This window comes from Streptomyces sp. AcH 505 (assembly GCF_000818175.1).
In the GTDB taxonomy this organism is placed as follows: domain Bacteria; phylum Actinomycetota; class Actinomycetes; order Streptomycetales; family Streptomycetaceae; genus Streptomyces.
The window spans coordinates 406829-430738 of sequence record NZ_JTIY01000001.1 but is presented as its reverse complement, the minus strand read 5'-3'; the positions used below and the strand labels follow the sequence as shown (position 1 = coordinate 430738).

Here is a 23910-nt window from a genome sequence, read left to right as displayed (position 1 = left end):
GCCTGCTGCGGGAAGCCGTACCCGCCCTGCGGCTGTTGCTGGGGTTGAGGCTGGGGCGGCTGTGGCTGGGGCGGTTGCGGCGCCGGGTGTTCGGCGGCCTGGCTGGGTACGGGCCACTGCGGCGCCGGTGCCGGTGCGGCCGGCTGGAAAGCGGCCGGCAGTGGCGGCAGCCCCGGCGAAGACGCGGGCTGCGGCGCGGGCGGCAGGGGCTGCGCCGACCAGGGCTGTGCGGGAGCCGGTGCGTCAACGGCGGGTGCGTCGGCGGGCGGCGCGTCTTGGGGAGCAGCACCGCCCTGGGGTGCGGCGTCGCCGAACGCGTCGAAGTCGAAGGGCGGGCTGTCGGCCGGCTCCTGGTGGTCGTCCGCCTCGGCCCGGGCAGCGGTCTCGCCGTCGCCCGGCTCCTCGTCCGGGACATCGGCGTGCGCGTCGGGGCCGGTCTCGGCATCGGCGTCCGGTGCGGCGGGCGCTTCGGCCTCGTCCGTACCGTCCGTACCGGCCGCGTCCTCCGCGCTGTCCGTCCCGGAGGTCGACTCCGCCACGGCGGCGCTCTCGGAGTCCGCCGCCCCGCTCGTGCTGTCCGGGGCGTCCGAGTCGGCAGCGCTGTCGGCGTCCGACTGCGCGCGTGGTGTCTCGGCCGCGCCCGTGGCGCCGGTCTCCTCGCGCCGCGCGATCTCCTGCTTCAGCGCGGCGGGCGAGAACCGCATGGTCGCGCCGGACTCGATGTCACCGCCGCCGAAGGGTTCGGGCGCGGCGGGCGCGGGGTCCGCGGAACGGGCGGGCTCGGCCGGGGGGTTGGGCTCGGGGGCAGCCGGGGGCGCGGGTGTCCAGTGCGGCTCGTACCCGCTGCCGGCCGGCAGCCCCGGCACGGCGACAGGTGTGCCCGCCGGCGGCGGGGGAGACGCGGCAGCCGAGGTGCCGGGCGCACCGCTGCCGGACGTGCTTCCCGGCGCGTTCTGCGTGTACCAGGCGGGAGGGGTGTAGTCGATGGTGAACTCACCCGTCAACTCGGGCTCCGCGTCGGACTGATCGTCCACGGGCGGCACGTTCCAGCCGCCGCGGGTCTCGTCCCGATCGCCGTTCACTTTGCCTCCTGGTGTGGTCGAGCACCCTTGTGCCGTGGTGGGTTGGGGCGTCCGGTCTGTACGCCCGGATCCGCCCGGCTCTTCCCCTGCCGACGCGGCCTGTCTGCCCGCAGGTTCTCTGCCGCGCCCTGACCCACCCTAATCGTCAAAAGTAACCCCGGGGCAGGGCGTACCGCCCGACGACAGCAGACCCGTTACGTCACGTCCGCGCTCAAGTGAACCTGCGGCGGGCCGAGGTGAACGTCCGCCGGGGGCGCATCCGTCCACTTCTATGCGAGATCCTGACAAAAACCGCACCTGCCGGGCGTATCGCGTACCGCTTCACTTCGTCCGCTTCAGTCCATCCGGCGCGCGCTGCCCAGCAGTCCGTTCTCGGCGTCCGTCGCCTGCGTCATCACGAACTGGCGGTCCCGCGCGGTGCACCACAGCGTGACACCGTCGGCGAGCGTCGACAGCGCCTCCGTCTCGGCCCGTGGCAGCTCCATGATCCGGCCGATCTGCGCTGCTTCGTCCGGCGAGACCCGCTGGATGCCGACGAGTCCCGACTTCTCCATCAACCGCGGTGCCACCGGGCTCAGATACGGCAGCAGGGTCAGCACCGACTGCCAGGGCGCCGACACCACACGGCCGCGCGGCGGCCGCATCCCGCAGTCCCGCACGACGATCACCGGGCTCACCGCCGACGCACCCTGCGGCGGCACGCGTCCCACGTCGTGCAGTGTGATGCACGGCTGTCCACCCCCGGCGGCCTGGGCGAGCGTCGTCCAGGAGGCGGCGCGGCCCGTCTCGACGGCGATCCGCGCGCCCGTCGCCGCCGCACGCAGCGCCAGCACCTGGGCGGTCCACAGACCGCCGATCAGTGTGACGTCGTACGGCGTGGGTCTGTTGATGCCGAGAACGGCCGGGCGGCCGTTGGCATCGACGCCGATCACCATGCCGTCGTCACCGACCGGCACGGCGAGCGACGTCAGCTCGTCGACCGAGAGGGCGTGCCGCTCCCGCCGCGGGCCGATCAGGCCGAAACCGATGCGCGGCTTGCCACTGCCGCGGACCGGTGCCACCGCTCGCGCCGGTGTGGCCGGTGTGGCCGGTGTGGCCGGTGTGTTGGGAGTGATTGGTGTGTTGGGGGTGGCGGGTGCGAGGGGTGTGGACATCAGCGGGTCCCCCCGAGCGGCAGTGTGGCGAGCATTCCGGGCACCTGTTCCCGGTCCAGCCGGACCAGCCCCGTCTTCACCCCGCGCGCGGCGCGCTCCAGCTCGTGCCGCGCGCTCACCAGCTCCTCGTCGCTGCGGCCGGTGATCCGGACATGCCCGCTGACCGTGACGCCCTGCCGCTCGCCGTGCCCCAGGGTGAGACTGAAGGTGGTGGCGAGCGCGGGGATCGACGTGAGCAGGGCGACGAGCTGGGGCATCGAGGCGCCACCGCCGCCCAGTTGGGGCCACCGGCCCACCCAGTACGTGGTGTGTCTGCGGTCGTCGCACCGCCAGGTGCGCGACGTCTCCTTCGTGCGCCGGGTCGGCGTTTCCGTCCGGCCCGCCTGGGCGATGGCCATCGGGTTGGCACACGACGAGATCGCGACGGCCGCCGTCAGCTCCTGCTCCGTCAGGACCGTCGCGCGGAACCCGGCGCCGGTCAGCCGGCTCGCCAACTGGTCAGCCGTCCGCACCAGACACTTCTGCGCCCCCGTCAGACCGCTGCCACGCGCCGCCACCGCCTCCGGGCACAGCTCGGGGTCGAGCTTGAGCGCGATCCAGGTGATCCGGACGGCCGGTGAGCCGGTCTGCGCCTGCAACGGCGCGTAGTTGCGCGCGGCGACGGACTGCTGCGGCAGATGCGGGGCGGGCGCCGGCTGGGTGTGCTGCACGATCTGCGCCGACTCCAGCCGTATGCCGTCGACATCGAGCACGTCGCGCACGAGGCTGATGGGCAGGGGCCGCGCCGAGCGGTCGGGGCGCAGCGCCGTGCCCTCCGACTCGATCTGGACGACCGCCGTCAGGAACGTACCGTCGCCGACCATGCCCACCGGGCGCCGGTCGCGGTCGCTGAACGAGTACGTACGCAGCGCCGGATCACACTCGACGGCGGGCGCGAGGCCCGGTTCCGTACCGGCGGGGATGACCAGGGACGCCGCCCTGCGGGAGCGCGCACGCAGGGCGAACACCGTCGACAGCCACTCGGGCAGCGACCGCCGGTGTCTGCGCACCACGGCGAGCAGCACCAGGAAGGCGGCGATCACACCGGCCGGTACCAGCATGAGGGTGTCGATGACCCAGGCCACCAGAAGCACCGCCGCCGCGAGCTCGACCAGGACGAACTGTTGCATGCGGAACGGCCCGAAGTGCCCTGGCCGTCCTCTGAGTCCGGGTACCGCCGGACCCGGCGCTGCGGCTGAGGACGGCGCGGCCGCGGCGGGCCGCGTCTGCGTCGCGGAAGCCATGATGGAGAATCCCCCCAATTCGTCCCGATCACCCTGCTACGACAGGGCTTTGGCAGCTGGATCACCCTACCCGCCACACCACGACGCCCCGTCTACAGGCATAGTAGGGGGCCGGTCCGACAACCAGGCAGGGCCCGGGGGGCATGCTGACTACCTGACCCCTGGGCGGGAGACCGCGCCTTTTTCACCTATGGGGACTCATGGCATCACGGCGGGATGAGCTCAACGCGTACACCTTCGCGAAGAAACGCACGGTGGCCGCGTTTCTCCAACCCTCACCTTCAGGTTCGGAGGAAGGTGCGCCCCGACCGCTGCGCGCCGTCCTGCCGAGTGTGATCGTCGGCGCGCTGATCCTGGCCGGATTCGGTGCGTTGGGGATGTTCAAACCCAACGCGCCCAAGGACTGGGACAAACCGGGCACGAAAGTGATCGTCGGCAAGGACTCCACGACCCGTTATGTGGTGCTGACCACGCCCGACGGGAAGAAGAAGGAGACCCTGCTCCACCCGGTGCTCAACCTGGCCTCGGCCCGACTGCTGCTCACCCCGCAGCAGTTCGGAGTCGTCCAGGTCAGCGACAAGATCCTGGACGCGGGCAAGCCGCCGCGCGGTCCGATCCTCGGCATCCCGTACGCGCCCGACCGGCTGCCGAGCGACACGGAGGCGGCCAAGCCCAAGCGCTGGGCCGTCTGCGAACAGCCGGGCGGCGGCACCGGCGGCAGTGTGCAGAAGGCCGCCTTCGTCTTCGCCGACCGCGACTTCCACCGCACCGAGGGCAGGCAGCGGCTCACCGGCGGTCAAGTGCTCTACGTGCAGGGCCAGAAGGGCACCCGCTACCTCGTCGACGCGCGCGGTACGAAGTACCAGCTCACGGGCGATCCGACGGACAACCTCACCCGTGCGCTCATCGGGGTGGGCCGGGAGCCGCAGGCCGTCACCGACGACTGGCTGGCGACGCTGCGCACCGGCACGCCCGTCGACTTCCCGCAGGTCCCGGGCAAGGTCGCGGACGACGCCGGCGTCGGCGGCGGACTGACCTCCGGGCAGGACCGGATCGGCATGGTGCTCAGCGCGCAGACCGGATCGGGACCGCAGCACTACGTCGTGCTGGCCGGGAAGGTCCAGCCCGTGTCGGACTTCACGGCCTGGCTGCTGATCAACTCTCCGCAGACGGTCAAGCTCGGGATGGCCGGCGCCGCGGCCGCCGTGGACGCCGCGTCGATCACCCCCGAGGCCGACTTCTTCGCCGCGGGCAACGCCTGGCCCAAGGAGCGGACCGAGCAGGTCAACTCCACGGCGGGGGACGGCGCACGCGACACGGTGTGCAGTGTGCTGCGCAAGGTCGACGGCAAGGGCGCCGCCACGCTGTCCACCTGGGCGGGTCCCGCCTACCCGGCCGAGGTCACCGCAGGCGGCACCAGCACGTACGTCACGCCGGGCAGCGGGCTGCTCTTCACCCAGGTGCATGAGGGGCAGACCACGCCCGACGGCTCACTCTTCCTGGTGACGGACACCGGACTGCGCTACGCCGTCCAGGCCAACGGCGACAGCGACGCGTCCCGTTCGGACATCGGCACCGGCGACCAGCAGAAGCAGCAGGACGGCAGGCCCGAACCGAGCGAGGCACAGATCAGGCTCGGCTACGAGAAGGTCACCCCGGCGCTCGTGCCCATCGCGTGGGCGGAGTTCCTGTCCAAGGGGCCCCGGCTCGACACCAACAGCGCGCGCCAGCCGCAGGGTTCGTAGGGAGGGTGACGATGCCGCTGCGAACCTGCGCACTGCTGGCCTGCGCCACCGCCTTGGTCGGCCTGACGGCCCTGCCGCCCGCCGCTGTCGTGTCCGCCGCCGATCTGCCGTCAACGGCCGTTCGAGCGACGGGACTTGACGGGACCGGTGAGTGCACGTTCCCGATGAAGAAGCAGATCGCGGGCACCCCCTGGGCGCTCCAGCGGGTGCTGCTCGACGAGTTGTGGCAGGACACCAAGGGCAAGGGGATACGGGTCGCCGTCATCGACACCGGCGTCGACACCGTCAACCCCCAGCTGAAGACGGCGGTCGACGCCGCTGCCGGCCGGGACTTCCTCAAGAACGGCAAGCGCGGTGGCACGGTCGACGAGGTGGGGCACGGCACCAAGGTCGCCGGGATCATCGCGGCCCGGCCCCGCACCGGCACGGGCTTCGTCGGTCTCGCGCCGGAAGCCACGATCATCCCGATCCGCCAGAACGACGACAAGAACAGCGGCAAGCAGGACACGATGGCGAAGGCGATCGGCTACGCCGTCACCGCGAAGGCCGATGTCATCAACATCTCCCAGGACACGACGACACCGCTGGCGCCGGACTCGAAGTTGACCGAAGCCGTACAGGACGCGCTGGCCAAAGACGTCGTGGTGGTGGCGTCGGCGGGTAACGACGGTACGGACGGCAAACTGCGAACGACGTATCCCGCCGGCATTGACGGCGTGCTCGCCGTCGGCGCTTCCGACCGCAACAACGAACGTGCGACCTTTTCCCAGGCCGGTACGTTCCTCGGCGTCGCCGCCCCCGGTGTGGACATGGTCTCGACGGTCCCCGGCGGCGGTCAGTGCCTCGACAACGGCACGAGTTTCTCCGCGCCTTATGTCGCGGGCGTCGCCGCGCTGCTCCGTGCCAAACACCCCGACTGGAAAGCGCGCGAGATCGTCGCCCAGATCGAGCAGACCGCCGAACGCAGTATCAACGGCCGTGACAATTACGTTGGTTGGGGAGTGGTCGACCCGGTGCGCGCGCTGACGGACGACGACCACGCGCCGCAGGCCCCGCAGGCCGACCCGGGCCCGCCCAAGGCCCCGGCCGCGCTGCCGGCGCATCTGGCGCTGACCGAGACACCGCAGGAGCGTACGGAGCGCTACGCGACCTACGCGTTCGGCATCGCGGCCGTACTGGTGGCGGTGGTCGCGGGAACCGCCACCGTCATCCGTGACAGTCGGCGGAAAAAGGCGCGGAAATCAGTCGGAGATCCTTTTCGCGGAACGGCGGATTCCCCAAGTGCGCATACGTGACTTTGCAGTTGGAACTGACGTCCTGAGTAGCTAGAGTGAGGTGGGGATCATCTTGCGTGTGTTTCCCACACGGGGGCGGCATCGCGGTACTTCCCGCCCGCATCGTTCGCTGCAGGTAGACAGGAAGAAGGAGCAGGATGTCGAACGACCTTAACGTAACCAGTTCTGATCAAGTCGATCTCGCCAACCGGATTCAGGACTTCCACGACGAGCTGCACCGTCGGATCAACTCCCTCAACGGAGTGGTGGACCGCATCCAGGCCGGCTGGCGCGGCGCGGCCAGCAAGGAGTACGACCGGGTCCAGAAGGACCTCAACGACCGGCTGACGCGTATGCGGGTCGAGCTCGTCAAGCTCGAAGAGATCATGCGGATGAGCGCCGACGGCTTCAGCAACCAGGAGGACGAGCGCATCCGTTCGTTCCGGAAGATGGACGACACGTCCTCCGGCCGCAGCGCCATCCTCGGCATGGCCTGAGCCGTACCCGGCCCGCAGCTCGTCGCACCAGCTGAACCCGTCTTGAGGAGCGAGACATGACCACCGCAGTCAATTACGACACCGTCACCAGCGCGGCCGGCGACGTCCGGCTCACCGCCAGCCAGCTCAACCAGGGGCTCGAAGACCTGATGGCCAAGGTCAAGGCCGTGGCGGCGAACTGGGACGGTGAGGCGAAGACCGCCTACGGCGAGAGCCAGACCCGGCTGACGAACGACATGGCCGGCATGAACCAGGACCTGCAGCGGATCGCAGCGCTGCTGGACGAGTCGGTCATCGGCTACCACGACACCGACAAGGGCAACGCCGCGCGCTTCCGCATGCAGATGGGCTGACCACCCGCACCGCACGCGTCTCGCGCACAGCACAGCACGGCTCACACAGCGAAGGGGGTGTCCGCCCGGCGGACACCCCCTTCAGCGTTGCCTGCGAGCGCTACTTGAGGTCGAACTCCCCGTCCCGCGCGCCGAGTACGAACGCGTCCCACTCGCCCTTGGTGTACCGCAGCACCGTGTCGTGGTCCTTCGACGAGCGCATCGCGACGGCGCCCTCGGGCAGATAGGCGATCTCCACCCGTTCCTCGTCGGCCTCCGTACCCGGCGCACCGAGCCACTCCACGTCGGAGATGTCGAGAGCGTAAAGCTCTTCCTTCACGCGTTCCTTGTCGGCTGCGTCGGCCATCGGCGCGGTCCCTCCCGGGTATTGCGGACGATCTGCGCCTCTCAGCGTAGCGGCGCGCGGCTCACCTGTCCGGCAGCCAGCCCAGCTGCACCAGTGCGCCGCCGCGCTTGCGCGAGACGAACGTGCCGCGTCCCGGAGGCATCGGCCGGGCCCTGACGTTGCCCAGGATGTCGCCCTCGCTCGGGTCGCCCGACATCAGCACTCCCTGCGCGCCCAGCTCCTTCATCCGCTGGATGAACGGCTCGTACATGGCGCGTGAGGCGCCCGCAGCGCTGCGGGCGACGATGAAGCGGATGCCGACGTCCCGGGCGAACGGCAGATGCTCCACCAGCCTCGCCAGCGGGTTGGCCGAGTTGGTCGCGACCAGCTCGTAGTCGTCGATGATCACGAACAGCTGCGGCCCGGTCCACCAGCTCCGGTCGCGCAGCTGCTGCGGTGTGATGTCCGGCTTCGGCGCCCGCTTCTCCATCACCGTCCCGATGGCGTCCATGTGCATGTCCATCGCCGACGCCATCGGCGCGTACTCCAGCAGATGCGAACTCGGCACGGCCTCCAGCAGCGAACGCCGGTAGTCGCCGACCACGATCCGCGCCTGGTCCGGTGTGTAGCGCTCGGAGATCTGCTTGGCGATCAGCCGCAGCGCCGCCGTCTTCCCCGCCTCGCTCTCGCCGAAGATCAGCAGGAACGGATCGGTCTCGAAGTCGACGAACACCGGCTCCAGATTGGTCTCGTCGATACCGATCGCGATGCCGTGCTGTGGGAACTCGAAGCCCTTCGGGAGCTGTTCGGCCGCCAGCTTGCGCGGCAGCAGCCGTACGGTCGGCGCCGCCGGCCCCGACCAACTGCTGCGCGCAGCGGCCACGAAAGCCGCCGTGCCCTCCGAGAGGTCGGCCGCGTCGCTCACTCCGTCGATACGCGGCAGCGCGCTCATGAAGTGCAGCTTCTCCGCCACCTGGCCACGCCCCGGCACCCCCGTGGGGACGTTGGCGGCGACCTTGCGGTCGAACTCGGAGTCCATGACGTCACCGAGGCGCAGCTCCAGCCGGCCCAGCATCTGGTCCTTGAGCGCCGAGCGCACTTCCATGTACCGCGCGGCGGTGACGACGACGTGGATGCCGTAGCCCAGACCGCGCGCGGCGAGGTCGGAGATGATCGGCTCCATCATGTCGTACTCGTTCTTGAAGCCGCCCCAGCCGTCGATGACCAGGAAGACGTCCCCCCATGCCTCGCCCGGCAGTTCACCGGCGGCGCGCCTGCGCCGGTACGTCGCGATGGAGTCGATGCCGTTCGTCCGGAAGAACTCCTCACGGCGGTTGAGCACACCGAGCACCTCGGCGACCGCGCGGCGCACCCGCTCGGGGTCGAGCCGCGAGGCGACACCGCCGACATGCGGCAGGTCCGACAGCGAGGCGAGCCCGCCACCGCCGAAGTCCAGCGCGTAGAACTGCACTTCGCTCGGTGTGTGGGTGAGCGCGAACGACGAGATCAGGGTGCGCATCAGCGTCGACTTGCCGGACTGCGGGCCGCCCACCACGAGCATGTGGCCCGAAGCGCCCGCGAAGTCCTTGTACAGCACCTCACGGCGCTGCTCGAAGGGCTTGTCGATCAGACCGAGCGGCACGACGAGCCCGCCGGGCCTGCTGTACTCCGTCGCGGTGAGACCGCGGTCCGCCGTCGGCGCGATACCGGGCAGCAGATAGTCCAGCGTCGGCGCCTCGTCCAGCGGCGGCAGCCACACCTGGTGCGCCGGCACGCCCTGGCCGTCGAGCCTGCGCACGATGACGTCCAGCACGGTGTCGGCCAGCGCGTCGTCCCCCGACGTGTCGGGAGCGGCGGCGCCGAGGTCCGGCTGCGCGTACACCACCGGCACCGGCGTCGCCGTGAACAGCGCGGGCCGCCGCTCGACATGCAGCTGTCCCACCGACAGATCGGGGCCGCCCGTGCGGTACGTGCCGGAGACGTACGCCGCCTTGAAGCGGGTCATCTCCTCCGTACCGAACTTCAGATAGCCGGAGCCCGGCACCGACGGCAGGTGGTAGGCGTCGGGCACACCGAGCGCCGTACGGGACTCGGCCGCCGAGAACGTGCGCAGACCGATCCGGTACGAGAGGTACGTGTCGAGGCCGCGCAGCTTGCCCTCCTCCAGCCGCTGTGACGCCAGCAGCAGATGCACACCGAGGGACCGGCCGATCCGGCCGATCTGGATGAACATCTCGATGAAGTCGGGCTTGGCGGTGAGCAGTTCGGAGAACTCGTCGATGACGAGCACCAGCGAGGCCAGCGGTTCGAGGGCCGCACCGGCCGCCCGCGCCTTCTCGTAGTCGTGGATGTTGGCGTAGTTGCCCGCCGAGCGCAGCAGTTCCTGGCGGCGCTGCAGCTCACCGCGGATCGCGTCGCCCATGCGGTCGACGAGAGTCAGGTCGTCGGCCAGGTTCGTGATGACGGCGGCGACATGCGGCATCTGCGACATGCCGGTGAACGTCGCGCCGCCCTTGAAGTCGGCGAGGACGAAGTTCAGCGTCTCCGACGAGTGGGTGACCGCGAGGCCGAGCACCAGGGTGCGCAGCAGCTCGGACTTGCCGGAACCGGTCGCGCCGACACACAGCCCGTGCGGCCCCATGCCCTCCTGCGCGGCCTCCTTGAGGTCCAGCATCACCGGCGAGCCGTCCTCACCGATCCCGATCGGCACCCGCAGCCGCTCCGCCGTCGACCGGGGCCGCCAGGTGCGCGCCACGTCGATCGCGCCCGCGTCGCCGAGGTTCAGCAGATCGGTGAAATCGAGGTTGGCCAGCAGCGGTTCGTCCTCGTCGCCGCCGCCCGTGCGCAGCGGCGCGAGCTGGCGCGCCAGCGCCTCGGCGGCCGGCAGCGAGATCCCGTCGGGGGCGCCCTCGTACGCCACACCGGCGCCCGACTCGATCCACAGCCGCCCCGGCCTGACCACCACGGACAGACCGCCGCGCGGCTCGTCCAGATCCCCCTGCACGACCTCGACGATCGTCACGCCCTGCACGCCCTCGGCGGCGGCGAACAGCGAGTCGGGCGGCACCATCCCGCCGTCCAGCACCACCAGGATGTGCGGCTGGTCGAGGACCGGCTGGGAGTCCCTGCCGAACCGCGGGCGCCCGTCGAGGCGCGAGCGCAGCATCAGCTCCAGCTCCCCGAGGTCGTCGCCGAACAGCCGCTTGGTGCCCGCGCCGTCGATCTGCCCCGCCACCTGCGTGTGCGGCAGCCACTTCGTCCAGTCCCAGCGGGAGACGGCGCCGGGGGCCGCCACCACGGCGACGTTGAGATCCTCGGGGGAGTGCAGTGTGACGAGCTGGGCCACCATCGAACGCGCCGCCGACTGCGCGGTCTCGGGATCGCCGGAGACGGTCACGTGGTAGAAGGCGCGCATCGAGACCGCGACCGGCAGCCCGTCCAACGACCCGTGCACGGCGAGGAATTGCTGCATCGCCCCCGCGCACAACGGCTCCAGCTCGTCCACCGGCGCCGTGTCGGGAGCGATCAGCGGGGTGGCCAGCTGCTGCACACCGAGACCGAGCCGCACCTGCCCGAAGTCCGCGTCGCCCACGCGCCGTTCCCACACCCGGGACCCGTCGGCCACCACCGACCAGAGCTGCTCGGGGGAGGGGTTCAGGTACAGCTGCGCATCGCGCTGCGCCCGCGCCGTCCTGCGCACCGCACGCCGGGACTGGGCCAGGTACTTGAGGTAGTCGCGGCGCACATCGGCGATTTGCCCTTGCGCACCTTTGCGGTAGCGGACGACCTGGGCGACCACCATGCCGACGGTCGAGACCAGCATCAGCACACCCATGATCCGCATGAACGGCGGAGCCTGCGGCGAGAAGAAGAACACCACCGAAGAACCCATGCCGAGCACCGGCAGGATCTGCATCAGCATGCCCTCCTGCTGCCCACGCGGCAGCTCGGGAGGGGCCTCCAAGGTCAGTGCATCCGTGGGCACTTCCGGCGGAAGCGACCGCGGTGGGCGTTTGACGACGATCTGGCTCACCGGCGCATCAATTCCTCAATACGGACGGGCAATTCCGTACCGGCGCCCCCGTGGCGACGGTCTTCCCCGCGCGAGGGCGATCCTACTTGCAGCCTCCGACAACGGCTCCCGGTAGGGTGGCGCGCGCATCGTGCGCATCCGCGAATCAGACCGTGCGCATCCACGATTCAGGGGGACACAACACGTGAGTACCACCGCAGCGACGGGCTTCTGCCGCGTCACCGTCGTGGCGCCCGACAGCAGGATCGACGTCGCACTCCCGGAGGACATCGCCGTCGCCGACGTCTACCCGGAGATCCTGCGGCTCACCGGCCAGACCCAGGCCCCGGGCACACCCACCGGCTACCACCTCGTACGGCGCGACGGCACCGTCCTTGAGGGCGCGCGCAGTCTCGCCGCCCAACAGGTCCTGGACGGCGAGGTGTTGAGCCTGCGGCCGTTCGCCGAGTCGCTGCCGCCCGCCGTCTTCGACGATGTGTCGGACGCGGTCGCGTCCGCCGTCCAGCGCGACCGCCACCTGTGGAGCGACGACCTGCTCCGCGGCGCCGGGCTCGCCGGCGGTGTGCTGCTGCTCGTCCTCATGGGCTTCGTACTCTGGTTCGCCGACCCCGTCCGTCACAACATGCACAGCCTGCCCGGTGTCATCGCGGGCGCCGCCGGACTGCTGCTGACCGCGTTCGCCGGCGTACGGGCCCGGGTGTACGGGGACCGCGCGAGCGCCGTCGCCCTCGGCCTCGGCGCCCTGCCGCTGCTGATGATCGGCGGCTCGGGCATCATCGCCCCCGACGCGGGACAGGGCCTCGGCCGGCTCCAGTTCCTGCTCGGCTGTGTCACCGTGCTCGTCGCGTCCGTCGCCCTCGTCGCACTGACCCCGAGCGGTGACGCGCCCTTCGTGGCCGCCACCTTCCTCGGCGCCGCGGGCACCATCGCCACCTTCGTCGAAATCCTCACCGAGGCGTCGGCCACCGAGACCGCCGCGGTCTGCGCCCCCGTCGCCATCGGCGTTGTCGCCTTCCTGCCGGGGCTCTCCGCGCGCTTCGCCCGGCTGCCCATCGGCTACGCGGCCCCGCGCAGCGCCGCGGACGGACTCGACACCGACCCCGACTTCGTCCCTGACGCCGAGCCCGTCGACGCCGAGCGCATCGCGGCCCAGGCCCGCCGCGGCCACGAGATGCTGCTCGGCCTCGTCGGCGGCTGCGCGGCCGTCGTCGTCGCGAGCGCCGCCGTCCTCGGCTTCTCCCACACCTTGTGGGGCCAGCTGCTCGCCCTGGTCGCGGGACTCGCGATGCTGCTGCGCGCCCGCCTCTTCCGCTACACCTCACAGGTCGCCTGCACGCTGGTCGCCGGCATCCTGGCCGTCGCCCTGCTCGTCCTCGGCCTCTCCCTCAACCCGCCGGCCGAACCCGTCCGCCAGCTCCTGCTGTACGGCGACCGCGGCCCCCTCGACATCCGGACGATCTGGCTCGCCGCCTCGGTCGCCGCGGGCGCCGCCCTGCTCACGGCGGTCGGCCTGATCATTCCCCGCAAGGGCCTCTCGCCCTTCTGGGGCCGGCTCCTCGACCTCGCCGAGAGCGTGGTGCTGCTCTCCCTGGTGCCGCTCTGTCTCGCCGTCCTCGACGTCTTCGCCTCGGCCCGCGCCCTCACCTCCTGACGCGGTCATCGGGGTACTGACCGGCTGGTACGCTGAGTGACGGCCATTTGAGTATCGGAAGCCTCCCGGAGAATTCGACCCGGGGCACTCGAAGGCCGTGAAGACCCACGAGGAGTACGCGTGCCGCTCGACACCGCTACAAAGAAGCAGATCATGACCGAGTTCGGCACCAAGGAGGGCGACACCGGCTCCCCCGAGGTCCAGGTCGCCATGCTGTCGCGCCGTATCTCGGACCTGACGGAGCACCTGAAGGTCCACAAGCACGACCACCACTCCCGTCGCGGTCTGCTGATCCTGGTCGGCCAGCGTCGCCGCCTGCTGCAGTACCTGGCCAAGAAGGACATCCAGCGCTTCCGTGCGCTGGTCGACCGGCTGGGTATCCGCCGTGGCGCCGCCGGCGGCGCCCGATAAGCACGGACACCGTGAAGGGAGCGGTTCCCACTTCCAGGGGACCGCTCCCTTCGCCGTACGCGCGCCCCGCCGAGGACGGCCGGAATGTCATCCTTGGCCGAAGCTCAGTAATCTGGACGCGCCAGCACAACTGAAGAGCTCAACCGAAGAGCACAGAAGAGTACTGACGAGCACCACCGAAGAGGAGAGGCGTCCAGCGCCGCCGCCGGTCCTCGGTAGTGGCTCCCGGAAAGGCGCGGCACACACCGCAGCCCCGGGTGCTTCGATCGAAGACCGGCCCGCACCCAGGTGCGCCTCTCCGCCACGTCCGCTGCCACACGGGCACCGGACGAAGACGAGGAGAAAACACTAGTGGAGAACGAGACCCACTACGCCGAGGCCGTTATCGACAACGGAACCTTCGGCACCCGCACCATCCGCTTCGAGACGGGCCGTCTTGCCCGTCAGGCCGCCGGCTCCGCCGTGGCCTACCTGGACGACGACACCATGGTGCTGTCGGCCACCACCGCTTCCAAGAAGCCCAAGGACAACCTCGACTTCTTCCCCCTCACGGTGGACGTCGAGGAGCGCATGTACTCGGCCGGCAAGATCCCCGGCTCCTTCTTCCGCCGCGAGGGCCGTCCCTCCGAGGACGCCATCCTTACCTGCCGGCTGATCGACCGCCCGCTGCGCCCGTCCTTCAAGAAGGGCCTGCGCAACGAGATCCAGGTCGTCGAGACGATCATGGCGCTCAACCCCGACCACCTGTACGACGTGGTCGCGATCAACGCCGCGTCCTGCTCCACGATCCTGGCGGGCCTGCCCTTCACCGGCCCCGTCGGCGCCACCCGCGTCGCCCTCATCAAGGGCCAGTGGGTCGCGTTCCCGACGCACACCGAGCTGGAGGACGCGGTCTTCGACATGGTCGTCGCCGGCCGTGTGCTGGAGGACGGTGACGTCGCGATCATGATGGTCGAGGCCGAGGCCACCGACAAGACCATCCAGCTCGTCAAGGACGGCGCCGAGGCTCCCACCGAGGAGATCGTCGCCGCCGGTCTGGAAGCGGCGAAGCCCTTCATCAAGGCCCTCTGCAAGGCGCAGGCGGACCTGGCGGCCAAGGCCGCCAAGCCCACCGGCGAGTTCCCGATCTTCCTCGACTACGAGGACGACGTCCTCGAAGCGCTCGGCTCCGCCGTCAAGGCCGAGCTGGCGCAGGCGCTCACCATCGCCGGCAAGCAGGACCGCGAGGCGGAGATCGACCGCGTCAAGGCCCTCGCAGGCGAGAAGCTGCTCCCGCAGTTCGAGGGCCGCGAGAAGGAGATCTCCGCCGCGTACCGGTCGCTGACCAAGTCCCTGGTCCGTGAGCGCGTCATCAAGGACAAGGTCCGTATCGACGGCCGTGGCGTCACGGACATCCGTACGCTCGCCGCCGAGGTCGAGGCCATCCCGCGCGTGCACGGCTCGGCGCTGTTCGAGCGTGGCGAGACCCAGATCCTGGGCGTCACCACCCTCAACATGCTCCGCATGGAGCAGCAGCTGGACACCCTCTCCCCGGTGACCCGCAAGCGCTACATGCACAACTACAACTTCCCGCCGTACTCCACCGGTGAGACCGGCCGCGTCGGTTCGCCGAAGCGCCGCGAGATCGGCCACGGCGCCCTGGCCGAGCGCGCGCTCGTGCCGGTGCTGCCGACGCGCGAGGAGTTCCCCTACGCGATCCGCCAGGTCTCCGAGGCGCTGGGCTCCAACGGCTCGACGTCGATGGGCTCGGTCTGCGCCTCCACCATGTCGCTGCTGAACGCCGGTGTGCCGCTCAAGGCCCCTGTCGCCGGTATCGCCATGGGCCTGATCTCGCAGGAGATCGACGGCGAGACCCACTACGTCACCCTCACCGACATCCTCGGTGCGGAGGACGCCTTCGGCGACATGGACTTCAAGGTCGCCGGCACGAAGACGTTCGTCACCGCGCTCCAGCTCGACACCAAGCTCGACGGCATCCCCGCCTCGGTCCTGGCCGCCGCGCTGAAGCAGGCACGCGACGCCCGCCTGCACATCCTCGACGTGATGAACGAGGCCATCGACGTCCCGGACGAGATGTCCCCGAACGCCCCGCGGATCATCACCGTCAAGATCCCGGTGGACAAGATCGGTGAGGTCATCGGCCCCAAGGGCAAGATGATCAACCAGATCCAGGAGGACACCGGCGCCGACATCACGATCGAGGACGACGGCACCATCTACATCGGTGCCGCCCAGGGCTCGCAGGCCGAGGCCGCCCGCGCCACGATCAACGGCATCGCCAACCCGACCATGCCGGAGGTCGGCGAGCGCTACCTGGGCACGGTCGTCAAGACGACCACGTTCGGCGCGTTCGTCTCGCTGCTCCCGGGCAAGGACGGACTGCTGCACATCTCGCAGATCCGCAAGCTCGCCGGTGGCAAGCGCGTGGAGAACGTCGAGGACGTGCTCGGCATCGGCCAGAAGGTCCAGGTCGAGATCGCCGAGATCGACCAGCGCGGCAAGCTCTCCCTCATCCCCGTCATGGAGGACGAAGCGGCCGAGGCGTCCGAAGAGACGAAGGACGACTCGGAGAAGTGACAGCCAGCTCCAGGACGACGGCCCGCACCTCATCGGAGGCGCGGGCCGTCGCCCGTACCCAAACCCTGCTCAAGGGCGACAACGGCATCGGCACGGTCCGCCGTACGACCCTCCCCGGCGGCCTGCGCATCGTCACCGAAACGCTCCCCTCGGTGCGCTCGGCGACCTTCGGCATCTGGGTGCAGGCGGGCTCCAGGGACGAGACCCCCGCCCTGGGCGGCGCCACCCACTATCTGGAACACCTCCTCTTCAAGGGCACGAAGAAGCGCAGCGCCCTCGACATCTCCTCCGCCATCGACGCGGTCGGCGGCGAGATGAACGCCTTCACGGCGAAGGAGTACACCTGCTACTACGCGCGGGTGCTCGACACCGACCTGCCGCTCGCCGTCGACATCGTCTGCGACATGCTCACCGGCTCGCTCATCGAAGCCGCGGACGTCGAGGCGGAGCGCGGCGTCATCCTCGAAGAGATCGCCATGACCGAGGACGACCCGGGCGACGTCGTGCACGACCTGTTCGCGCACACCATGCTCGGCGACAGCCCCCTCGGCAGGCCCGTCCTCGGCACTGTCGACACCGTCAACGGCCTGGACCGCGACCGGATCGCGCGCTACTACAAGAAGCACTACGACCCCACGCACCTCGTCGTCGCGGCGGCGGGCAACGTCGACCACGCCACGGTGGTCCGCCAGGTCCGCCGCGCCTTCGAGAAGGCGGGCGCGCTCTCCGGCAAGGACGCCGCCCCCGCCGCGCCCCGTACCGGCCACCGCTCGCTGCGTACGGCCGGCCGCGTCGAACTGCTCAACCGCAAGACCGAACAGGCCCATGTCGTCCTCGGCATGCCCGGCATCGCCCGCACCGACGAGCGCCGCTGGGCCCTCGGGGTCCTCAGCACCGCGCTCGGCGGCGGTATGAGCTCCCGGCTGTTCCAGGAGGTACGGGAGAAGCGCGGCCTCGCCTACAGCGTCTACGCGTACACCTCGGGCTTCGCCGACTGCGGGCTCTTCGGCGTCTACGCGGGCTGCCGGCCCAGCCAGGTCCACGACGTCCTGAAGATCTGCCGCGACGAACTCGACCGGGCGGCGGAGGAAGGTCTCAGCGACGAGGAGATCGGCCGCGCTGTCGGTCAGCTCTCCGGATCCACCGTCCTCGGTCTTGAGGACACCGGCGCGCTGATGACCCGGATCGGCAAGAGCGAGCTGTGCTGGGGCGACCACATGTCGACCGACGACCTGCTGGCGCGGATAGCGGCCGTCACCCCCGACGACGTGCGCGCGGTCGCCCGCGATGTACTGGGACAGCGCCCCTCGCTGTCCGTCATCGGACCGCTCAAGGACAAGCAGGCCGACCGCCTGGACGCGGCCGTCTCATGAACCGGAGGAAGCAGACCCGATGAGCGAACTGCCCACCAAGCTGCGCGTGGCCGTCCTCGGCGCCCAGGGCCGTATCGGCTCCGAGGCCGTACGGGCCGTCGAGGCCGCCGACGACCTGGAACTGGTCGCGGCCCTCGGCCGGGGCGACAAGCTGGAGACCCTGGTCGAGGCGGGCGCCCAGGTGGCGGTGGAGCTGACCACCCCCGCCTCGGTGATGGGCAACCTCGACTTCTGCGTACGGCACGGCATCCACGCCGTCGTCGGCACGACCGGATGGACCGACGAACGGCTCGCTCAGCTGGAGACCTCGCTGGCCGCCTCCCCGCAGACCGGTGTGCTGATCGCGCCGAACTTCTCCATCGGTGCCGTCCTCACGATGAAGTTCTCCCAGACGGCCGCCCGCTACTTCGAGTCCGTCGAGATCATCGAACTGCACCACCCGAACAAGACGGACGCCCCCTCCGGCACGGCGACCAGGACCGCCCAGCTTGTCGCCGCCGCGCGCGCGGAGGCGGGCAGCGGCCCGCAGCCCGACGCGACGGTCACAGCGCTGGACGGGGCGCGCGGCGCCGAGGTCGACGGCGTACGGGTGCACTCCGTACGTCTGCGGGGCCTCCTGGCCCACCAGGAGGTCATCCTGGGCGGCGAGGGGGAGACCCTCACCGTGCGCCACGACTCCCTGCACCACAGCAGCTTCATGCCGGGCATCCTGCTCGGCGCGCGCCGCGTGGTCTCCACCCCCGGCCTCACCTTCGGCCTGGAACACTTCCTCGACCTGAGCTGAAACCGGCACCCATGCGCGCGAAGATCACTTACCTAGTCACGGCTGCCGTCCTGGTCGTCTACTTCGTCCTGGCCGGCAGCCGGGGCGTGCTGCTGATACGGGCGGGCACGCCCCTCACGGTCACCTTCGGTGTCGCCGTGCTGATCCTGCCCGTCATCGGCGTCTGGTTCCTCTGGAAGAACACCCAGTTCGTCAGCAGGGCCAACCGGCTGGCCGCCGAACTGGACGCCGAGGGCGGCCTGCCCGTCGACGAACTGGTCCGTACACCGGCCGGCCGCATCGACCGCGCTTCGGCCGACGAGGTCTTCGCCCGCCGCCGCGCCGAGACCGAGGACTCACCCGACGACTGGCGCTGCTGGTTCCGGCTCGCCGTCGCCTACCACGACGCCCGTGACACGCCACGGGCCCGCACAGCCATGCAGCGCGCGATCGCGCTCCACGACGGCAGGCCCGTACGCGCCTGACGGCGCCGGCTGACCGGCGGCTCAGACCTTGCGGTACTCGTCGCCCCAGGCCTCGACCGTGTCGGCCGCCCGCTCGAAGGCGGCGGCGCGCGACAGGAAGTCCGCGTTGTGCGTCGTCAGCAGCGGCAGCGGCTCACCCCTGCGGCGTACGACGACCAGCGCCTGGCCCTGCACGGTGCGCGGCAGTCCCAGCCAGCGCACCGGCTGCTGGACGGTACGGACCGCGCCGGCCTGCTCCCACGCGATGGTCGTGGTCATCAGCATGCCCACCCGCCTGACCCCGTGCCTGCTGACCCATGTCCCCATCCGCAGCATCCGCAGTGCCGCGAGTATCGCCACGGCCGCCAGCACCATGCACACCACCGCGCCCGACATCGCGCCGGTGAAGGCAATGATCATCGCGGCGAGCAGGACGAAGGAGGCGAGCAGCAGAAGCAGCGCCGCCGCTCCGACCCGCCAGGGGCCAGGGCGGTACGGACGCCGCCAGTGATCATGATCGTCGAACGGGAGCGCGACATCATCCCCGGTCGCGTCAAAAGCCCGGTCGGCCGTCAGGAAGGGCAGGGGCACGACTGATCCTCACTCACAAGCACGCTCGATTGCTGTGCCCGGTGAGGCTACCGATCCCGGACCCGCCCGGACCACCCCAGGGGGGCCGGACGGGTAGGGCGAGGGCTCAACGGCCCTGCGAGGCCTCGGAGTGCTGGGTGTGATCCGGTGTCCGGTCCGACTGCAGGGACGGCATCCCGAACAGCAGCGCACCGGCGAAACAGGCGACGATCACCAGTCCGGTGAGCGTGCGGCCCACCAACTGCGACCGGTCGGCGCGCTGTTTGGGCGGCGGGGTGACATTGCTTCGGAAGGCGTCGGCCTCGGCGACGAATGCGAACGGGACGGCTTCACGCCGGCGGAACATGTGGGGCTCTCTTCGGTCTTCGGTGGTCTTCGGTCTCTCGTGCGTCAACCAGTAGGACGAACAACAGAGTGATTCGGTGCCCGAATTCACCGAATTGACCAATGAGGACGGCTGTCGGTGGCGGCCCGTAGAGTGGGCGCCGCCCGAGCGACGCGACAGGAAGGACCCGCCGGTGAGCGACACTCCCGCCGAAACCAAACCGAGCTTCCGCAGCGATGTGAGCGTCGAGTTGGTGAAGCACAGCGCAGGGGATTCGGACGTGCTGTGGGCAGCGCGCGTCTCGACCGCAGGGGAGCAGTCCCTGGAGGAGCTCACGAAGGACCCGGAGCGGTCGAAGGGGCTCATCAACTACCTGATGCGCGACCGGCACGGCAGCCCCTTCGAGCACAACTCGATGACCTTCTTCATCAGCGCCCCGATCTTCGTGTTCCGCGAGTTCATGCGCCATCGCGTCGGCTGGTCGTACAACGAGGAATCGGGCAGGTACCGGGAGCTGCAGCCGGTCTTCTACGTCCCCGACGACGCGCGCAAGCTCGTGCAGGAGGGCCGCCCGGGGAAGTACGTCTTCGTCGAGGGCACCCCGGAGCAGCGCGCGCTGACCGGCCGGACGATGGGAACGGCCTACGCGCAGGCATACGAGGCGTACCAGGAGATGCTGGCGGCGGGAGTCGCCCGCGAGGTGGCCCGCGCCGTTCTGCCGGTGGGCCTGTTCTCCTCGATGTACGCGACGTGCAACGCGCGCTCGCTGATGCACTTCCTCGGCCTGCGCACCCAGCACGAGCTGGCCACGACCCCGTCCTTCCCGCAGCGGGAGATCGAGATGGTCGGCGAGCGGATGGAGGAGCACTGGGCCGCGCTCATGCCGCTCACCCATGCGGCCTTCAACGCCAACGGCCGGGTGGCGCCGTAATTCCGGTGCGGGGGCCCGGCTGGGCACGTATGTGCGGACGGTCGAGCGAAGTGTCCGTATTGCGGCGTTTCGAGAAGTTCGTCTAGGCTGATCAAACGGACCCGGCACTGCTTGAACCCCCGAGCAGGCAGTGCCGGGCTCCTCTTGTCGGGTCCCCCTCGGGGGACACAGCGAGCTGAGCAGCGAGTAGCGTGTTACCCATGGCCCCGATCTCCACTCCGCAGACCCCCTTCGGGCGGGTCCTCACCGCCATGGTCACGCCCTTCACGGCGGACGGCGCACTCGACCTCGACGGTGCCCAGCAGCTCGCCGCCCATCTGGTGGAGGCAGGCAACGACGGCCTGATCCTCAACGGCACCACGGGCGAGTCGCCGACCACCAGCGACGCGGAGAAAGACCAGCTCGTACGGGCTGTCGTCGAAGCCGTCGGAGACCGGGCCCATGTCGTCGCCGGCGTCGGCACCAACGACACCCGGCACAGCCTGGAGCTCGCCCGCGCGGCGGAAAGCGCCGGGGCGCACGGCCTGCTCGCCGTGACCCCGTACTACAACAAGCCCCCGCAAGAGGGCCTCTTCCAGCACTTCAGCGCGATCGCGGACGCCACGGAACTCCCGGTGATGCTCTACGACATCCCGGGCCGCAGCGGAGTCCCCATCGACACCGAGACGATCGTCCGGCTCGCCCAGCACCCCCGGATCGTCGCCAACAAGGACGCCAAGGGCGACCTCGGCCGAGCCAGCTGGGCCATCGCCCAGTCCGGCCTCGCCTGGTACTCGGGCGACGACATGCTCAACCTGCCGCTGCTCTCGGTCGGCGCCGTCGGATTCGTCTCCGTCGTCGGCCACGTGGTCACGCCGGAACTGCGCGAGCTGCTCGACGCGTACCTCGCGGGCGACGTCCAGAAGGCCACCGAGATCCACCAGAAGCTGCTGCCGGTCTTCATCGGCATGTTCAGGACGCAGGGCGTCATCACCACCAAGGCCGCGCTCAACCTGCGGAAACTCCCCGCAGGCCCGCTGCGCCTCCCGCTGGTCGAGCTGACGGCCCAGGAAACGGCCCAGCTCAAGAGCGATCTCGCGGCTGGTGGGGTAGAGCTTTAACCACAGACTTCACAACTGAATACGCGAAGACAGCACACACACATGGACACAGACAACTGCAAGTGCACGAATGTCATGCGCGCCACGTGCCTGAGGGGTACGTGGCGCGTGTGGTGAGGAGAGTCTTTTGAGTCATCCGCATCCCGAACTCGGCGCCCCGCCCAAGCTGGCCAAGGGTGGCCTGCGCGTCACCCCACTCGGCGGCCTGGGCGAAATCGGCCGCAACATGACCGTCTTCGAATACGACGGCCGTCTGCTCATCGTCGACTGCGGCGTGCTCTTCCCCGAGGAGGAGCAGCCCGGCATCGACCTGATCCTGCCGGACTTCACCACCATCAAGGACCGCCTCGACGACATCGACGGGGTCGTGCTCACGCACGGCCACGAAGACCACATCGGCGGCGTGCCCTACCTGCTCCGGCTGAAGCCCGACATCCCGCTGATCGGCTCCAAGCTGACCCTCGCGCTGATCGAGGCGAAGCTCCAGGAGCACCGCATCCGCCCGTACACCCTCGAAGTCACCGAGGGGCACCGCGAGCGCATCGGCCCGTTCGACTGCGAATTCGTCGCGGTGAACCACTCGATCCCCGACGCACTCGCCGTCGCCATCCGTACGCCGGCCGGCATGGTCGTCCACACGGGCGACTTCAAGATGGACCAGCTCCCGCTGGACCGCAGGCTCACCGACCTGCCGACCTTCGCCAAGCTCGGCGAGGAAGGCATCGACCTGCTGCTGGCGGACTCCACCAACGCCGAGGTCCCCGGCTTCGTACCGCCCGAGCGGGACATCTCCAACGTTCTGCGGCAGGTCTTCGCCTCGGCGCAGAAGCGGATCATCCTGGCGAGCTTCGCCAGCCATATCCACCGCATCCAGCAGGTCCTCGACGCCGCGCACGAACACGGCCGCAGGGTCGCCTTCGTCGGCCGCTCGATGGTCAGGAACATGGGTATCGCCCGTGACCTGGGCTACCTGCGGGTCCCGCCGGGCCTGGTGGTCGACGTGAAGACGCTCGACGACCTCCCGGGCGAGCAGATCGTGCTGGTCTGCACCGGATCCCAGGGCGAACCGATGGCCGCGCTCTCGCGCATGGCCAACCGTGACCACCAGATCCGGATCGTCCAGGGCGACACGGTGATCCTGGCCTCGTCCCTGATCCCGGGCAACGAGAACGCGGTCTACCGCGTGATCAACGGCCTGACCAGGTGGGGCGCGAACGTCGTCCACAAGGGCAACGCCAAGGTGCACGTCTCGGGCCACGCATCGGCCGGCGAGCTGCTGTACTTCTACAACATCTGCAAGCCGAAGAACCTGATGCCGGTCCACGGCGAATGGCGCCATCTGCGCGCCAACGCCGAACTCGGCGCCCTGACCGGCGTACCGAAGGACCACATCGTCATCGCCGAGGACGGCGTCGTCGTCGACCTCATCGACGGCAAGGCGAAGATCGTGGGCAAGGTCCAGGCGGGGTACGTGTACGTCGACGGCCTCTCGGTCGGCGATGTCACGGAGACCTCGCTCAAGGACCGCCGCATCCTGGGCGACGAGGGCATCATCTCGGTCTTCGTGGTGGTGGACTCCACGACCGGCAAGGTCGTCGGCGGCCCGCACTTCCAGGCCCGCGGCTCGGGCATCGAGGACTCGGCCTTCGCCGCCGTGCTGCCGAAGGTGGACGAGGCGATCGCCAGATCGGCCGCGGACGGCGTCGCGGAACCACACCAACTCCAGCAGCTCGTCCGCCGCACGGTGGGCAAGTGGGTCTCGGACACCTACCGCAGGCGCCCGATGATCCTCCCGGTGGTCGTCGAGGTCTGACGGACTGTCACGCACCAACTCGGAGCGGGGGGCCTCGATTTGCATCGAGGCCCCCCGCTCCAGTAGGTTTACGGCTCCACCTCAACGGGAACCACGGCCGCTCAGCGGTCGGTGCACTTCCCCGGCGGGGGGAAATCGAACCCGAATATCTCTGATAAAGTCGGG

The 23910-nt window shown here is 70.0% G+C and carries 20 protein-coding genes; 13 read left to right on the top strand and 7 right to left on the bottom strand.

Annotation, left to right across the window (positions count from 1 at the left end; all coding sequences use genetic code 11):
* From HY68_RS44645 to eccE, 3 genes are all read right to left on the bottom strand, one after another.
* A partial coding sequence (locus HY68_RS44645; protein ID WP_041983761.1) for an SCO5717 family growth-regulating ATPase occupies positions 1 to 1082 on the bottom strand: 1082 nt, incomplete at its 3' end.
* A 335-nt stretch (positions 1083 to 1417) separates the two neighbouring features.
* Positions 1418 to 2236, bottom strand: coding sequence for a hypothetical protein (locus HY68_RS01915; RefSeq protein ID WP_241778457.1), 819 nt, complete (start codon positions 2234 to 2236; stop codon positions 1418 to 1420).
* On the bottom strand, positions 2236 to 3519 hold the full coding sequence (gene eccE / locus HY68_RS01910) for a type VII secretion protein EccE (protein ID WP_041983755.1): 1284 nt from the start codon (positions 3517 to 3519) through the stop codon (positions 2236 to 2238). Before eccE ends, HY68_RS01915 begins: the two co-directional genes overlap by 1 nt.
* Positions 3520 to 3719: 200 nt before the next feature.
* Here eccE and eccB point away from each other — a divergent pair, with 200 nt between their 5' ends.
* The 4 genes from eccB (at position 3720) to HY68_RS01890 (ending at position 7388) form a co-directional block, all read left to right on the top strand.
* Positions 3720 to 5264: a type VII secretion protein EccB gene (eccB, locus tag HY68_RS01905; RefSeq protein WP_041983752.1), complete on the top strand. Its 1545-nt coding sequence runs from the start codon at positions 3720 to 3722 to the stop codon at positions 5262 to 5264.
* Positions 5265 to 5275: 11 nt separating this feature from the next.
* Positions 5276 to 6559: a type VII secretion-associated serine protease mycosin gene (gene mycP / locus HY68_RS01900; protein WP_052456992.1), complete on the top strand. Its 1284-nt coding sequence runs from the start codon at positions 5276 to 5278 to the stop codon at positions 6557 to 6559.
* Positions 6560 to 6696: 137 nt separating this feature from the next.
* The gene (locus HY68_RS01895; RefSeq protein ID WP_041983749.1) at positions 6697 to 7035 is read left to right on the top strand and encodes a WXG100 family type VII secretion target; all 339 of its coding nucleotides are present in this window, start codon (positions 6697 to 6699) and stop codon (positions 7033 to 7035) included.
* Between the two features lie 56 nt (positions 7036 to 7091).
* Positions 7092 to 7388 (top strand): WXG100 family type VII secretion target, encoded by a 297-nt coding sequence (locus tag HY68_RS01890; protein ID WP_041983747.1) that lies wholly within the window; start codon positions 7092 to 7094, stop codon positions 7386 to 7388.
* Positions 7389 to 7488: 100 nt separating this feature from the next.
* On the opposite strand, the gene HY68_RS01885 is transcribed toward HY68_RS01890, so the two are convergent.
* Complete coding sequence (locus tag HY68_RS01885) at positions 7489 to 7734, bottom strand: DUF397 domain-containing protein (RefSeq protein WP_041983745.1); 246 nt, start codon at positions 7732 to 7734, stop codon at positions 7489 to 7491.
* A gap of 61 nt (positions 7735 to 7795) precedes the next feature.
* On the bottom strand, positions 7796 to 11746 hold the full coding sequence (locus HY68_RS01880) for a type VII secretion protein EccC (RefSeq protein WP_041983743.1): 3951 nt from the start codon (positions 11744 to 11746) through the stop codon (positions 7796 to 7798).
* A 184-nt stretch (positions 11747 to 11930) separates the two neighbouring features.
* Between HY68_RS01880 and eccD the strand changes: the two genes are divergently transcribed.
* The 6 genes from eccD (at position 11931) to HY68_RS01850 (ending at position 19006) form a co-directional block, all read left to right on the top strand.
* Complete coding sequence (gene eccD, locus HY68_RS01875) at positions 11931 to 13397, top strand: type VII secretion integral membrane protein EccD (RefSeq protein ID WP_041983741.1); 1467 nt, start codon at positions 11931 to 11933, stop codon at positions 13395 to 13397.
* Positions 13398 to 13517: 120 nt separating this feature from the next.
* Positions 13518 to 13808, top strand: a complete 291-nt coding sequence (rpsO, locus tag HY68_RS01870; RefSeq protein ID WP_041983738.1) for a 30S ribosomal protein S15 — start codon at positions 13518 to 13520, stop codon at positions 13806 to 13808.
* A 351-nt stretch (positions 13809 to 14159) separates the two neighbouring features.
* Complete coding sequence (locus tag HY68_RS01865; protein ID WP_041983736.1) at positions 14160 to 16385, top strand: polyribonucleotide nucleotidyltransferase; 2226 nt, start codon at positions 14160 to 14162, stop codon at positions 16383 to 16385.
* A complete protein-coding gene (locus tag HY68_RS01860; RefSeq protein ID WP_041983734.1) occupies positions 16382 to 17758 on the top strand; it encodes a pitrilysin family protein in 1377 nt (458 codons plus the stop codon). The genes HY68_RS01865 and HY68_RS01860 overlap by 4 nt, the downstream gene beginning before the upstream one ends.
* Before the next feature lie 19 nt (positions 17759 to 17777).
* Complete coding sequence (gene dapB, locus HY68_RS01855; RefSeq protein ID WP_041983732.1) at positions 17778 to 18542, top strand: 4-hydroxy-tetrahydrodipicolinate reductase; 765 nt, start codon at positions 17778 to 17780, stop codon at positions 18540 to 18542.
* An 11-nt stretch (positions 18543 to 18553) separates the two neighbouring features.
* A complete protein-coding gene (locus HY68_RS01850) occupies positions 18554 to 19006 on the top strand; it encodes a membrane protein (protein ID WP_041983728.1) in 453 nt (150 codons plus the stop codon).
* Between the two features lie 21 nt (positions 19007 to 19027).
* Here HY68_RS01850 and HY68_RS01845 read toward each other — a convergent pair whose 3' ends face one another.
* Positions 19028 to 19576, bottom strand: a complete 549-nt coding sequence (locus HY68_RS01845; RefSeq protein WP_041983725.1) for a hypothetical protein — start codon at positions 19574 to 19576, stop codon at positions 19028 to 19030.
* Positions 19577 to 19682: 106 nt separating this feature from the next.
* Complete coding sequence (locus HY68_RS01840) at positions 19683 to 19922, bottom strand: hypothetical protein (protein ID WP_041983723.1); 240 nt, start codon at positions 19920 to 19922, stop codon at positions 19683 to 19685.
* 172 nt (positions 19923 to 20094) lie between these two features.
* Here HY68_RS01840 and thyX point away from each other — a divergent pair, with 172 nt between their 5' ends.
* From thyX to HY68_RS01825, 3 genes are all read left to right on the top strand, one after another.
* Positions 20095 to 20832 (top strand): FAD-dependent thymidylate synthase, encoded by a 738-nt coding sequence (thyX, locus tag HY68_RS01835; RefSeq protein WP_041983721.1) that lies wholly within the window; start codon positions 20095 to 20097, stop codon positions 20830 to 20832.
* 200 nt (positions 20833 to 21032) lie between these two features.
* On the top strand, positions 21033 to 21932 hold the full coding sequence (dapA, locus tag HY68_RS01830; RefSeq protein ID WP_041983719.1) for a 4-hydroxy-tetrahydrodipicolinate synthase: 900 nt from the start codon (positions 21033 to 21035) through the stop codon (positions 21930 to 21932).
* Between the two features lie 127 nt (positions 21933 to 22059).
* Complete coding sequence (locus tag HY68_RS01825) at positions 22060 to 23745, top strand: ribonuclease J (RefSeq protein WP_041983716.1); 1686 nt, start codon at positions 22060 to 22062, stop codon at positions 23743 to 23745.
* Positions 23746 to 23910: the final 165 nt, after the last annotated feature.